Origin of the sequence: Streptomyces sp. NPDC007189 (assembly GCF_040703635.1) — a bacterium.
Classification (GTDB): Bacteria; Actinomycetota; Actinomycetes; order Streptomycetales; family Streptomycetaceae; genus Streptomyces.
Map to the genome: position 1 here is coordinate 61,343 of NZ_JBEYEY010000017.1, position 12,829 is coordinate 74,171.

The window sequence follows — 12,829 nt, forward strand, 5'->3', positions numbered from 1 at the left end:
GGACCGGGGACACACGGCCGCGAACACCGCGGAAGCGGCGGCCGTGGCGACGGGGACGGGAGCGGCGACCGCCGCGACAAAGACGGGGACCGGGGCGGGAGCGGCGACCGGGATCACCGGGGCCGAGGACCGGGCGACCGGGGCCACCGCCGCGGACGCCGCCGGCACCCCCGCGGACCCCACCAGCGCCGAGGCCGGGACGGCAGGCACGGTCGCGGGCGCGGGCGTGGGCGTCGGGGACGCGGGGGCGGCCACGACGGCGCTGCCGCCCGCGCGGGCGCTCTGACCCGGGTGTGCGGCCGGTCCGGACACCGGCGCGGTCACCTGCCGGGGAGCTCAGACCACCCGCACGCCCCTGCGCCAGACCCCGCTCACCAGAGGGACGCCCGGACGGTAGGCCAGGTGGACGTGGCTGGGGGCGTCCAGGAGGGTCAGGTCGGCGCAGGCGCCGGGAGACAGGCGGCCGATGTCGGTGCGGCGCAGGGCCGCGGCGCCGCCCGCGGTGGCCGACCAGACCGCCTCGTCCGGAGTCATCCGCATGTCGCGGACGGCCAGGGCGATGCAGAACGGGACGGACGAGGTGAAGGACGAGCCGGGGTTGCAGTCGGTGGACAGGGCGACCGTGGCGCCCGCGTCCAGCAGGCGGCGCGCGTCCGGCCACTCGGCGCGGGTGGAGAACTCCGCGCCGGGCAGCAGCGTGGCCACCGTACGGCTGTGGGCGAGGGCGTCGACGTCCGCGTCCGTGAGGTGGGTGCAGTGGTCCGCGCTGGCCGCGTCCAGTTCGACGGCGAGCTGGACGCCGGGGCCGTAGGAGAGCTGGTTGGCGTGGACGCGGGGGTGCAGTCCCTTCGCCTGGCCCGCCGTGAGGATCGCGCGGGCCTGGTCGCCGTCGAAGGCGCCCTTCTCGCAGAACACGTCGATCCAGCGGGCGTGCGGCGCGCAGGCGTCCAGCATCTCGCCGGTGACCAGGGCGACATAGGCGGCCGGGTCGCCCTCGAAGTCGGGGGAGACGATGTGCGCGCCGAGGTACGTCACCTCGTCGGTGTGCCGCGCGGCGATGCGCAGGGCGCGGGACTCGTCCTCGACGGTCAGGCCGTAGCCCGACTTCGTCTCGAAGGTGGTGGTGCCCTGGCGCAGGGCCTCCGCCAGGTAGCGGGTCAGGTTCGCCTCCAGCTCCGCGTCGCTCGCGGCGCGGGTGGCGGCGACCGTGGTGCGGATGCCGCCCGCCGTGTAGGAGCGGCCGGACATGCGGGCGTTGAACTCCTGCGTGCGGTCGCCGGCGAAGACAAGGTGCGAGTGGGAGTCCACGAAGCCCGGCAGCACCGCCCGGCCGCCCGCGTCGACGCGATTGTCAGTGGCGGGTGCTTTCCTGGATTCACCGGTCCACACGACACGGTCGCCGTCGATGACGACGGCCGCGTCCTGGACCAGTCCCAGGGGGGATCCGTCACCGAGGGAGGGGTCGTTGGTGACCAGCGTGGCGATGTTGGTGATGACGGTGCTGCTGCTCATGGTGTCCTCGTGGGTGGTCGTCAGGAGCGGAGGGCTGCGACGGCCCGCGCGAGAGCCCCGGGCACATCGGGCACGAGGGTGTGCGCCCCGTCGCGTACGACGTGCCGCCCGCCCGCGACCGTGTGCCGTACGTCCGCTGCCGTCGCGGCGAATACGGCGGTCTCGGCGCCCAGTCGCGGCACCGGGCCCGCTGTTCTGACCGAGTCGAGCGCGATCGTCGTGAGGTCGGCGAGCGCGCCGGTCTCGATGGCGCCCGCGTCCTGCCAGCCGAGTGCGGCGTGGCCGTCGGCGGTGGCCGCCCGCAGCAGGGCGGCGGCCGTCCAGTGGCCCCGGGTGCGGGTGCGCAGCCGCTCGTTCAGCTCCATCGCGCGCGCCTCTTCGAGCAGGTCGATGACGGCGTGGCTGTCGGAGCCGAGGGACAGCGGGGAGCCGGCCCGCTGCAGGGCCACGGCGGGGCCGATGCCGTCGGCCAGGTCCCGTTCGGTCGTCGGGCACATGCAGGTGCCGGTGCGCGAGCCGCCGAGCAGGGCGATGTCCTCGTCGGTGAGGTGGGTGTTGTGCACGCCGGTGGTGCGCGGGCCGAGGACGCCGTGGTCGGCGAGCAGCCGGGTGGGGGTGCGGCCGTGCGCGGCGAGGCAGGCGTCGTTCTCGGCGGTCTGCTCCGACAGGTGCACGTGCAGCGGGGCCCGCCGCTCCTCGGCCCATCCGGCCACGGTCGCCAACTGCCCGGCGGGCACGGCCCGTACGGAGTGGATCGCCGCCCCGATCCGTGCGTGATCCCGTTCCTTGAGAACTGCACAGCGTTCGGCCCAGGCCTCCGCGCTGCCGTCGGAGAAGCGGAGCTGGTGGGTGTTCGGGGCCTGGCCGAAGCCGGCGGACAGGTAACAGGTGTCGAGGAGGGTGATCCGGATGCCGGCTTCGGCGGCGGCCGCGATCAGCGCCTCCCCCATCGCGTTGGGGTCGGCGTAGGGGGTGCCGCCGGGCGCGTGGTGCACGTAGTGGAACTCGCCGACGCAGGTGATGCCGGCGAGGGCCATCTCGGCGTACACCGCGCGCGCCAGGGCGTGGTAGCTGTCCGGGGTGAGCCGGTCGGCGACGGAGTACATCACCTCGCGCCAGGTCCAGAAGGTCCCGGAGCCGATCTGGACGGTGCCGCGCAGCGCCCGGTGGAAGGCGTGGCTGTGGGCGTTGGCGAGCCCCGGCAGGGTGAGCCCGCGCAGCACCTCGGCGCCGGGCGGCGGGGTGGGCACCTCGGTGCGCACGGCGCCGATCCGCCCGCCCTCCGTCTCCACGACGACCCCCGGCTCGACACGGTCGCCGAGCCAGGCGTGCTCCAACCAGTAGGTCCCCTTGGTCACCTGCAGGCCAGCCCTTCCAGTACGTCGGCGAGCGCGCGCACCCCGGCCACGCAGTCGTCCTCGGCGGCGGACTCGGCCGGGGAGTGCGAGACACCGGTGGGGTTGCGCACGAACAGCATGGCGGTCGGAATGCTGCCGGAGAGGATTCCGGCGTCGTGTCCTGCGCCCGTGCCGAGGACGGGCACCGTCAGGCCGGTGTCCTTGCCCAGGATGCGGCCGAGCTCGTCGCGCAGGGCGTGGTCGAACTCGACGACCGGGGTGAAGGACTCCCGTACGACGTCCAGGTCGACGCCGTGGGCGTCGGCGTACTCCCGGGCGGCCTTCTCGATGCCCCCGACCACCGTGTCCAGGGTGTCCTGGTCGGCGGCGCGGGAGTCGAGCCAGCCGCGCACCAGCGAGGGGATCGCGTTGACCCCGTTGGGCTCCACCGCGATCTTCCCGAAGGTGGCGACGGCACCGGCGAGTTCGGCCTCGCGGCGGGCGGCGAGCACGGTCTCGGCGTAGGACAGCATCGGGTCGCGGCGGTCCACCAGCCGGGTGGTGCCGGCGTGGTTGGCCTCGCCCCGGAAGTCGAACCGCCAGCGCCCGTGCGGCCAGATGGCGCTGGCGATGCCCACCGGGTCGCCGGACAGGTCCAGGACCCTCCCCTGCTCGACGTGCAGCTCGACGAACGCGCCGATCCGGGCCAGCCGTTCCGGGTCGGCCCCGATGCCCTCGGGGTCGTACCCGGCGGCCTCCATGGCCTGCGGCAGCGTGACCCCGTCCGCGTCGGTGAGCCGGTGCGCCTGCTCGACGGTCAGCTGCCCGGCGGTCAGCCGCGACCCGACGCAGGCGAGCCCGAACCGGGCCCCTTCCTCGTCCCCGAAGTTGACGATGGCCACCGGCCTGGTGAACCGCGCTCCCCTCCCGCGCAGTTCATCCAGGGCGGCGAAGGACGACACGACCCCGAGGGGCCCGTCGAAGGCCCCTCCGTCAGGCACGGAGTCGAGGTGCGACCCGGTGACGACGGCGTCCCCGGCCACCGGGTCCCCCAACCAGGCCCACTGATTCCCGTTCCGGTCGACCTCGTACGCCAGCCCCCGCGCCCCGGCCTGCTCCCTGAACCAGGCCCGGCAGTCGCCATCGGCCCCTGTCCAGGCAAAACGCCGGTAACCACGGGAGTCGGGATGCCGCCCGACGGGGAGCAACTCACGCCACATCTCATGAAAGGAGCTGCCACCTACAAGCTGTGACCCGGACGGCGACGAAACCTCAGCCTCCACCGAGGAGTTGCCGTGCCCGCCTTCAACCTGCGTCACGCGTCGTCACCCTCACGCATAGGCACCCGCACCCCACGCTCCTGCGCGACCGACTCCGCGATGTCGTACCCCGCGTCCACGTGCCGGATGACACCCATACCGGGGTCGTTGGTGAGAACGCGCCGAATCTTCTCGCCACCCAGCTTCGTGCCGTCGGCCACGGTGACCTGCCCCGCGTGAATGGACCGCCCCATGCCCACGCCGCCACCGTGGTGGATGGACACCCACGACGCACCGGAGGCCACGTTGACCATGGCGTTCAGCAGCGGCCAGTCGGCGATCGCGTCGGACCCGTCGAGCATGGCCTCGGTCTCGCGGTACGGCGAGGCCACGGACCCGCAGTCGAGGTGGTCGCGGCCGATGGCGAGCGGCGCGGCCAGCTCACCGGAGGCGACCATGTCGTTGAACCGCTCACCGGCCTTGTCGCGCTCGCCGTAGCCGAGCCAGCAGATGCGCGCGGGCAGCCCCTGGAAGTGGACGCGCTCACCGGCCATCTTGATCCAGCGGGCCAGCGACTCGTTCTCCGGGAACAGCTCCAGGATCGCCTTGTCGGTCTTGGCGATGTCGGCGGGGTCGCCGGACAGCGCGGCCCAGCGGAAGGGGCCCTTGCCCTCGCAGAACAGCGGGCGGATGTAGGCGGGGACGAAGCCGGGGAAGGCGAACGCGCGGCCGTACCCGGCGAGTTGGGCCTCGCCGCGGATGGAGTTGCCGTAGTCGAAGACCTCGGCGCCGGCGTCCATGAAGCCGACCATGGCCTCGACGTGCCGGGCCATGGACTCGCGTGCCCGCGTGGTGAAGCCGGCCGGGTCCTTGGCGGCGGCGTCGGCCATGTCCTCGAAGGCGACGCCCACCGGCAGGTAGGACAGCGGGTCGTGGGCGGAGGTCTGGTCGGTGACGATGTCGATGGGGGCGTTCATCGCGAGGAGCTGGGGGACCAGTTCGGCCGCGTTGCCGAGGACGCCGATGGACAGGGGGCGGCGGGCGTCGCGGGCCTCGACGGCGAGCTGGAGCGCGTGGTCGAGGGAGTCGGCCTTCACGTCGAGGTACCGGTGCTCGATGCGGCGCTCGATGGCGCGCGGGTCGCAGTCGATGCAGATCGCGACGCCGTCGTTCATGGTCACGGCGAGCGGCTGGGCGCCTCCCATGCCGCCGAGGCCGGCGGTGAGGGTGATGGTCCCCGCGAGAGTGCCGTTGAACTTCTTCGCGGCGACGGCGGCGAAGGTCTCGTAGGTGCCCTGGAGGATGCCCTGGGTGCCGATGTAGATCCAGGAGCCGGCGGTCATCTGGCCGTACATGGTCAGGCCGAGGGCCTCCAGGCGGCGGAACTCCTCCCAGGTGGCCCAGTCGCCGACGAGGTTGGAGTTGGCGATGAGGACGCGCGGGGCCCACTCGTGGGTCTGCATGACGCCGACCGGGCGGCCGGACTGGACCAGCATGGTCTCGTCCTGCTTGAGGGTCTTCAGGGTGCGGACCATCGCGTCGAAGGAGCGCCAGTCACGGGCGGCCTTGCCGGTGCCGCCGTAGACGACGAGCTTGTCGGGGTGCTCCGCGACCTCCGGGTCGAGGTTGTTCTGCAGCATGCGCAGCGCGGCTTCCTGCTGCCATCCCAGGGCGCTCAGTTCCGTGCCGCGCGGTGCTCGTACGGGGCGGGGTCCCGACATCGTCTGCCTCCTGCTGTTGCTCTTCCTATTCACATCTTCTCTTTCTGAATAGACCTAGTCAATACATCGGGGCGCCTCCGTCCGCGCGCCGCGGATGTTTGGCTGGATGTACGCGAGACGTAGACGACCGGGCACCAGGGGACACGAGGGGAGAGGCCGTGGAGCGGGACCTCGAAAGGGAGGCGCATGAGCGCGCCGCGCGGCGGGACGAGGCGGTGCGGGCGGCCGTGGAACAGGGGCTGCTCGGGCCGGACGCGGCGGTGGTCGGGCTGCTGGACGTGACCGGGATCCGGGAGTCGGCGGCGGCGCTGCGGGCGGCGTTCGACGCGGTCGTGCCGCCGGGGACGCCGGTGCTGCACGCCTTCGCGGTGAAGGCGACCCCGCTGGTGCCGGTGCTGCGGCTGCTGCACGAGGCGGGCATCGGCGCCGAGGTGGCGAGTCCGGGCGAGCTGGCGCTGACCCGCGCGGCAGGGGTGCCGGCCGGCCGGACCGTGCTGGACTCGCCCGCCAAGACCCCGGCCGAGCTGCGGGAGGCGCTGGCGCTGGGCATCGCGGTGAACGCCGACAACCCGCAGGAGCTGGACCGCCTGGACGCCCTGGTCCGCGCGTCGGCCACCGCCTCCCCGCTCGGGATCCGGGTCAACCCGCAGGTCGGCGGCGGCTCGATCGGGGCGACCTCGACGGCGACGCAGACCTCGAAGTTCGGGGTGGCGCTGCGCGACGAGGGGGCGCGCGAGTGGGTCGTACGGGCTTATCTGGACCGGCCGTGGCTGACCCGGCTGCACGCGCACACCGGCTCGCAGGGCATCCCGCTGACGCTGCTGGCGCGCGGGGTGGCGGAGGCGTACGCGCTCGCGGAGGAGATCAACGAGCGGGCGGGGCGGCGGCAGATCGACACGCTCGACATCGGCGGCGGGCTGCCGGTGAACTTCGCGGCCGAGGCGACGGCGCCCTCGTACGCGCAGTACGCCCGGCTGCTGGCCGATCAGGTGCCGGGGCTGTTCGACGGGCGGTACGGGCTGGTGACCGAGTTCGGGCGGTCGCTGCTGGCCAAGCAGGGCACGGTGGCGGCCCGGGTGGAGTACACCAAGAGCGCGGGCGGGCGGCGGATCGCGGTGACGCACGCGGGCGTGCAGGTGGCGACGCGGACGGTGTACGCGCCGGGGGCGTGGCCGCTCAGGATCGCCGCGTACGACGCCAAGGGGCGGCCGAAGCCGGGGCCGGAGGTGGTGCAGGACGTGGCCGGGCCGGCCTGCTTCTCCGGCGACCTGCTGGCCGAGGGCCGCGCGCTGCCCCTGCTGGAGCAGGGCGACTACGCGGCGGCGCTGGACACGGGCGCGTACTACTTCGCACACCACTACGCCTACAACTCCCTCGCCCGGCCGGGGATTTACGGCTTCGCGCCGGACGGTGCGGGAGGCGTCGCGTTCGCGGTCGTACGGGAGCCGCAGACCATCACCGAGGTGGTGGCGGAGTCGGGCGGGGCGCACGCGGACGCGCTCACCACCCTCAGGGCACCCGGAAGCCGTTGACGCACCCCTGGCATGCCTCGAACGAATGGATCAACTCCAGTGCTCCAGGGGCTAGTTGACCCACACTAGTACGCCGGACGCATGTTCCACCGGAAATTGCCAAAGGCCTCACATCCCGCGCGCACCGTGCGTAGTGTCACTGTCACTCAGCCGGAGTCCCAGGCGGGAGGGGAGCCACGGTGCCCGGAATCGACGAGTGCCTGCTGGAAGCGATGCGCCTGCCCGGCGCCCGGGGGGCGGCGCTGGTGGACTGGACCAGCGGACTGGCCCTCGGCACGGTCGGGGAGGCGCCCGGCGGCGATCACGAGACGACCGCCGCCGAGGCCGCCGAGCTGGCCCGAATGGCCGCCGAGCACGGCGCCTTCGCCGCCCACGGCGACGGGCACCCGCCCATCGAGGACGTGATCGTCAGCAACCGCGACAGCTATCACCTGCTGCGGTTCGTGGACACGTCGTTCGACAGCAGCGTCTTCCTGCATCTGTGGCTCGGCCGCGAGGAGGGCAATCTGGCGCTCGCCCGGATCCGGCTCGGTGAGATGGCGGACCGGCTGGTCCTGGGATGACCGTGGTGCAGACACCTCCGCCGCCGCTGCCGGTGCGGGACACCTCGGCGCCCCGGGCGCTGTCGCCGATGCTGACCCGGCTCGCCGAGGAGCGGGCCACCGGCGTCCTGGTCCGCGAGCACGGCACCCTGTACCTCGCCGAGGGCCGGGTGGTGCATGCCGACAGCCCGCTCGCCCCCGGTCTCGACATCCTCCTCACGGCCCACGGCACCCTCGCGGCCACCGCCTGGCAGCGGGCCGCCGCCGAGGCCTCCGGCCCGCTGCACGCCGCCGAACTCCTGCTGGAGTCCGGGCTGCTGGCCACCGGCGCGCTGGAGCTGTGCCACCTGGACGCGCTGTACGACGCCGGGTACTTCGCGCTGGCCCCGAGCAGCGCCCCGGGCCGGTTCCACTACGACCGCGCGCCCCGGCTCGGCCCGCTGCCCTCGGTGCCGGTCGTCGCCCTGGAACGCGAGACGCTGCGCCGCCGGCTGCTGCTGCACCGGCTGTGGCCCGACCCGGCCGCCGACACCGCCCCGCTGATCCGCGCCGACCCGGTGGCCGCCGCGCCGCTCACGCCCCGGCAGCGAGCGGTGCTGGACCGCGTGGACGGCGTCCGCACGGCCACCGCCATCGCCCGGAACCTGGGCCGGCAGGCCTTCCACACCCTGGTCGACGTGCGCCGGCTCGCGGCGGCCGGCCAGGTCGTCCCGCTGCCGACGGCACCCGCCCCGCCGCCCCCGTTCCCGGTCACCGACCCCGACATCGCGCTGCTGAAGAGGCTCAGGGATGCGCTGGAGGCGCTTTGAACGGCACCGCCCCGCCGAGAGGAGAGAGCTGATGGTGTCCGAGGAAGATCTCCAGGCGGTCCTGGACGAGCTGCACCGGCTGCGCAACCGGGTCCCGCAGCTCACCGGGGCGCTGGCGGCCGGCGTCGACGGACTCGTCGTCGCCCATGACACTCCCGGGGTCGACCCGGAGGGCCTCTCGGCGCTCACCGCCGCCGCGCTCGGCGTCGCCGTCCGGATCACCGACGCCACCGGCAACGGCGGCTTCCGGGAGCTGCTGGTGCGCGGCGAGCACGGCTACATCGCCACCTACGCGGCCGGTCGCACCGCCGTACTGACCCTGCTCGCCGAGGGCCGGGTCAACGTCGGCCGGCTGCACCTGGAGGGCCGCCGCTCCGGCGCCCGCATCGGGGAGCTGCTCGACGCCGCCGAGGCCGCCGCCCGCACCGCACGCCAGACCGCCCGCCCCGCACCCGCACGCACCCGCACCACCCGCGCGCCCCGCACCACGGCCGCCGAGGCGCGCACCGCAACCGACAGTTGAGAGGACCACCATGGCCAACACCGAAACCGCGCTGAAGGAAGCCCTCACCTCCATCGAGGGCGCCACCGGCGTCGCACTCGTCGACTACACCAGCGGAATGGCGCTGGGCACGATGGGCGGCAGCAAGAGCTTCGACCTGAACGTGGCCGCCGCGGGCAACACCGACGTGATCCGCGCCAAGATGCGCACGATGGAGATGCTCGGCCTCAAGGGCGAGATCGAGGACATCCTGATCACCCTGTCCGACCAGTACCACCTGATCCGCCTGCTCAAGAGCCGCGGCGGCAACGGCCTGTTCCTCTACCTGGTCCTGGACTCCTCGCGGGCCAACCTGGCGATGGCCCGGCACCAGCTGAAGCGGATCGAGGCGGAACTGGAGGTGTAGTCACACCAGTTGAGCGGTACGGCGGCGGGCCCCGCCCGGGGCCGCGTCGCCGGCCGCGATGCCCGTGCCGCGCAGGCCCTTGACGGCCTTGCCGGCCGGGTTCCCGCCGCGCTGGTCGAGCCAGTCGACGCGCACCCACAGCAGCGTCTCCCCGGCGCGCTCGCGCCGCCCGATCCAGGCGGCCTTCAGCCGCAGCCCGGTGCCGAGCCCGGCCAGCAGCAGACCGCCGGCCGCGGGCACCGCGAAGGCGGAGCCGAGCGCCGCGGCGAAGGCCAGCAACAGCCACCAGCGGTGGCCCCGGCGCCAGTTGCGCACGGTCACCGCCCGGTCCTGCAGCACGTCGTACTTGCCCGCGCGGGCCGCGCCGCGGGCGAGGGCGCCGTACCGGCCGCGCCGCGCCAGCGCCACCACCGCCGCGCCCACGAGGAACAGCGCGGCCCCGGCGAGCATCCCGATCCGGCGCCCGGTGATGCCGGGCGGCACCGCGCCGATCCCCGCCGCGAACACCCCGGACCACCACAGCGGTGCGGCTCCCGCCCGTACGACGACGGCCACCCGGGCCAGCCCCTGTCCTCCGCGCGCCACGTCAGCCTCCCGTGTCACGTCCACCAAGCGCCTGTGTGCGACAGGCACGGTAGCGGCCGAAGGTGAGACGAATCTGAGAGCGGGCGCCGGAGCGGCACTCTGCCGGGGCGTCACTCCACGAACAGGCCCCGCGCCGCCGCCTTGGCGTCGAACTCCTCCAGCCGGGCCTGCGCGTCGGGCAGGTCGTCGCAGACCGCCTCCAGCAGCACCCGCCCGAGCAGCATCGGCGCGCACGCGGTGTCGAAGGCGAGCCCGGTGCCGACGGCGGCGGGCAGCAGCAGATCGGAGTACTTGGCGACCGGCGCGAACGCGGAGTCGGCGACCGTGACGGTGGTCAGACCCAGGTCCTTGGCGTAGGCGAGGGTGTCGACGACCTCGCGCGGATGCCGGGGCAGGGCGAAGCACAGCAGCGCGGAGGCGCCCGCGCGGACGGCGCCGTCGATCCGGTCCTGGATCATCGTGCCGCCCTCGTTGAGCAGCCGGACGTCCGGGTGGACCTTGGCGGCGAAGTAGCAGAAGCCGTACGCCTGCGAGGCGGCGGCGCGCAGGCCGAGCACCGGCAGCGGACGGGAGGCGGCCAGGATCCGGCCGGCCTTCTGCACCGGACGCGGGTCGGCGAGCAGTTCGGCGAGGTGCCTGAGGTTCTCGATCTCGGCCTCGACGGCCTGCTGGTACTCGTTGAAGGCGCCCGCCTCGGCGGCCGGTTCGGCGGGGACGACCTCGCGCAGGTGCTTGCGCAGCGCCGGATAGCCGTCGAAGCCGAGTGCGACCGCGAACCGGGTCACCGACGGCTGGCTGACCCCGGCCAGTTCGGCCAGCTCCACGCTGGACAGGAACGGCACGTCGGCGGCCCGCCGGACCATGCTGTGCGCGATCCGGCGCTGGGTCGGGGTGAGCCGGTGCCCCTCGAAGAGGGCCTGCAGCCGGCCCGCGGGGCTGTCGGTCGCACCCGTCGCCTCGGTATCCCTGTCCACGCTCATGACGCGCTCCCCCTCCAGATCTCCGTGAACCGGTCGAGCAGTGCGGCCGCCTGTGTCACGTCGTCCGTGAGCGGCCGGTCGGCCGGGTCGGCGTCCAGGACCGACTCGGCGAGCGCGAACGCCCGGCCGGCCGGCAGCCCCGGGTCGGGCCGCAGGTCGCGCTGGCGCAGCGCGCGGACGGCGGCGACCAGTTCGCAGCCGACCACCAGACGATACGCACCGCACGCGCGCAGGGTCTGCCGCGCGGCGAGCGAGGCGAAGCTCGCCTGTTCCTCGACGCCCCGGGAGAGTACAGCGTGGCCCAGCGAGGCGGGCGCGGAAAAGGCGCGCAGTTCGCCGAGGGCCGCCCCGGCCGCGTACTCCAGGATCATCACGCCGGAGGAGGCCGGCTGGTGGTCGGCGAGGAAGGGGCGCAGCCGGGTGTAGGCGGGCTCGTTGAGGGTGGACAGGCGGGAGGTGGACAGCCGGGCGACCTGGGTCAGCGCGAGCCTGAAGTGGTCGAGGGCAAGGGCGAGTTGGGCCTGATAGAAGCCGCCGTGGTGGTAGGCGGCCAGGTCCTCGGGGGCGATCAGCGGGTTCTCGGCGGCCGCGTTGATCTCCACGGTGAGGACCTGCTCCAGGGCGTCGGCGGCGTCGTGGGCGGGGCCGTGGATCTGGGGCAGGCAGCGGAAGCCGTAGGAGTCCTGGATCCGGCCGAGGGGCGGGGTCGGCCGGTCGGCGGCGCCGATCAGCTCCCGCATCCGCCGGGCCACCTCGATGCTGCCCCGGTGCGGGCGGGCGGCGTGCACGGGCGCCGCGTACGCCTCGTGGGAGCCGTCGACGGCGAGCAGGGACAGGGCCGCGACGACCTGGGTGGCGCCGACGAGCCCGCGCAGTTCGTGCAGGGCGAGCGCGGACTGGCCGAGGGTGAGGGCGTTGCTGCTGATCAGGGCGAGGGCGTCGTTGTTGTCGAGGGACTGCGGTTCGGGCGCGCCCGCGCCGCGCCAGGGGTGTTCACCGGCGAGCGCGAGGCCCACCTGGGCCAGGGCCGCGATGTCGCCGGTGCCGACGGAGCCGAATTCGTTGACCACCGGATACGCGCCGCTCTCCAGGGCCTCGCACAGGGCGGTGACCACACCGGGCCTCAGGCCCGCGCCCCCGGCCAGCAGCTGGTTGGCGCGGACGGCGAGCATCGCGCGCACCTGGCGGGCCGGGAGCTGTTCGCCGATGGCACCGGCGTGGCTGCGCAGCAGGCGCAGGCCATGGCCGGCGGCGGCCTCGGTGGGCACGTCCTCGTTCCGGTTGGCGCCCACTCCGGTGGAGCGGCCGTAGACGCGCCCGGTGGCGGCGATCTGCCGGGCGGCGTTCCAGGAGTGCTCCACGCGCCGCATCGCGCCGGGCTCCGGCACCGGGAGCGCACTGCCGTCGGCGAGCCGTACGACGTCGTCGACGCCGAGCCCGGTGCCGTCGAGGACCACCGCGGCCGAGTGCACCGACGACGGCGCGTCCACGATGTGAGACACCATCACGCCCAAACTCCCCTCAACTCGGACATTCCGTCTTGCCCATCGGTCATCCGTTACGACGGATTAACACCAACCCGTTGACAAGCTATTCACACACCAAGAACTCTGCATGACGTTATACAGCCGGGCAAGGGACAAC

The 12,829-nt window shown here is 73.9% G+C and carries 12 protein-coding genes; 5 read left to right on the forward strand and 7 right to left on the reverse strand.

The annotated features are described in order from the left end of the window. Positions 1–336: 336 nt before the first annotated feature. The 4 genes from hutI to hutU all read right to left on the reverse strand — a co-directional run bounded on the left by hutI (position 337) and on the right by hutU (position 5,829). On the reverse strand, positions 337–1,512 hold the full coding sequence (hutI, locus tag AB0950_RS30390; RefSeq protein WP_366779857.1) for an imidazolonepropionase: 1,176 nt from the start codon (positions 1,510–1,512) through the stop codon (positions 337–339). A gap of 20 nt (positions 1,513–1,532) precedes the next feature. Beyond that, positions 1,533–2,870, reverse strand: a complete 1,338-nt coding sequence (locus AB0950_RS30395; protein WP_366779858.1) for a formimidoylglutamate deiminase — start codon at positions 2,868–2,870, stop codon at positions 1,533–1,535. Further along, the gene (locus AB0950_RS30400; RefSeq protein ID WP_366779859.1) at positions 2,867–4,069 is read right to left on the reverse strand and encodes an allantoate amidohydrolase; all 1,203 of its coding nucleotides are present in this window, start codon (positions 4,067–4,069) and stop codon (positions 2,867–2,869) included. The genes AB0950_RS30395 and AB0950_RS30400 overlap by 4 nt, the downstream gene beginning before the upstream one ends. A 95-nt stretch (positions 4,070–4,164) precedes the next feature. After that, positions 4,165–5,829: a urocanate hydratase gene (gene hutU / locus AB0950_RS30405; RefSeq protein WP_360157821.1), complete on the reverse strand. Its 1,665-nt coding sequence runs from the start codon at positions 5,827–5,829 to the stop codon at positions 4,165–4,167. A 158-nt stretch (positions 5,830–5,987) separates the two neighbouring features. Between hutU and AB0950_RS30410 the strand changes: the two genes are divergently transcribed. The 5 genes from AB0950_RS30410 (at position 5,988) to AB0950_RS30430 (ending at position 9,620) form a co-directional block, all read left to right on the forward strand. Then, positions 5,988–7,361, forward strand: coding sequence for a diaminopimelate decarboxylase (locus AB0950_RS30410; RefSeq protein ID WP_360157824.1), 1,374 nt, complete (start codon positions 5,988–5,990; stop codon positions 7,359–7,361). 179 nt (positions 7,362–7,540) lie between these two features. After that, positions 7,541–7,924, forward strand: coding sequence for a hypothetical protein (locus AB0950_RS30415; protein WP_330339569.1), 384 nt, complete (start codon positions 7,541–7,543; stop codon positions 7,922–7,924). Next, entirely contained in the window at positions 7,921–8,712 is a 792-nt protein-coding gene (locus tag AB0950_RS30420; RefSeq protein WP_360157827.1) for a transcriptional regulator, read from the forward strand. Before AB0950_RS30415 ends, AB0950_RS30420 begins: the two co-directional genes overlap by 4 nt. A gap of 31 nt (positions 8,713–8,743) precedes the next feature. Then, positions 8,744–9,235, forward strand: coding sequence for a roadblock/LC7 domain-containing protein (locus AB0950_RS30425; RefSeq protein WP_360157830.1), 492 nt, complete (start codon positions 8,744–8,746; stop codon positions 9,233–9,235). Between the two features lie 10 nt (positions 9,236–9,245). Next, complete coding sequence (locus AB0950_RS30430) at positions 9,246–9,620, forward strand: hypothetical protein (protein ID WP_360157833.1); 375 nt, start codon at positions 9,246–9,248, stop codon at positions 9,618–9,620. Here the strand turns inward: AB0950_RS30430 and AB0950_RS30435 are convergent, their stop codons facing one another. The 3 genes from AB0950_RS30435 to AB0950_RS30445 form a co-directional block, all read right to left on the reverse strand. Beyond that, a complete protein-coding gene (locus tag AB0950_RS30435) occupies positions 9,621–10,205 on the reverse strand; it encodes a hypothetical protein (protein WP_360157835.1) in 585 nt (194 codons plus the stop codon). Between the two features lie 110 nt (positions 10,206–10,315). Continuing rightward, positions 10,316–11,185: a MurR/RpiR family transcriptional regulator gene (locus AB0950_RS30440; protein ID WP_360157838.1), complete on the reverse strand. Its 870-nt coding sequence runs from the start codon at positions 11,183–11,185 to the stop codon at positions 10,316–10,318. Further along, positions 11,182–12,690, reverse strand: a complete 1,509-nt coding sequence (locus tag AB0950_RS30445) for an aromatic amino acid ammonia-lyase (protein ID WP_366779860.1) — start codon at positions 12,688–12,690, stop codon at positions 11,182–11,184. The genes AB0950_RS30440 and AB0950_RS30445 overlap by 4 nt, the downstream gene beginning before the upstream one ends. Positions 12,691–12,829: the final 139 nt, after the last annotated feature.

What these genes read in the sequence shown, in the direction of transcription:
- AB0950_RS30440 (WP_360157838.1), bottom strand. Translation starts at nt 11,185, where the DNA reads ATGAGCGTGGACAGGGATACCGAGGCGACGGGTGCGACCGACAGCCCC.
- AB0950_RS30430 (WP_360157833.1), top strand. Translation starts at nt 9,246, where the DNA reads ATGGCCAACACCGAAACCGCGCTGAAGGAAGCCCTCACCTCCATCGAG.
- AB0950_RS30400 (WP_366779859.1), bottom strand. Translation starts at nt 4,069, where the DNA reads ATGTGGCGTGAGTTGCTCCCCGTCGGGCGGCATCCCGACTCCCGTGGT.
- AB0950_RS30425 (WP_360157830.1), top strand. Translation starts at nt 8,744, where the DNA reads ATGGTGTCCGAGGAAGATCTCCAGGCGGTCCTGGACGAGCTGCACCGG.
- AB0950_RS30445 (WP_366779860.1), bottom strand. Translation starts at nt 12,690, where the DNA reads ATGGTGTCTCACATCGTGGACGCGCCGTCGTCGGTGCACTCGGCCGCG.
- hutI (WP_366779857.1), bottom strand. Translation starts at nt 1,512, where the DNA reads ATGAGCAGCAGCACCGTCATCACCAACATCGCCACGCTGGTCACCAAC.
- hutU (WP_360157821.1), bottom strand. Translation starts at nt 5,829, where the DNA reads ATGTCGGGACCCCGCCCCGTACGAGCACCGCGCGGCACGGAACTGAGC.
- AB0950_RS30420 (WP_360157827.1), top strand. Translation starts at nt 7,921, where the DNA reads ATGACCGTGGTGCAGACACCTCCGCCGCCGCTGCCGGTGCGGGACACC.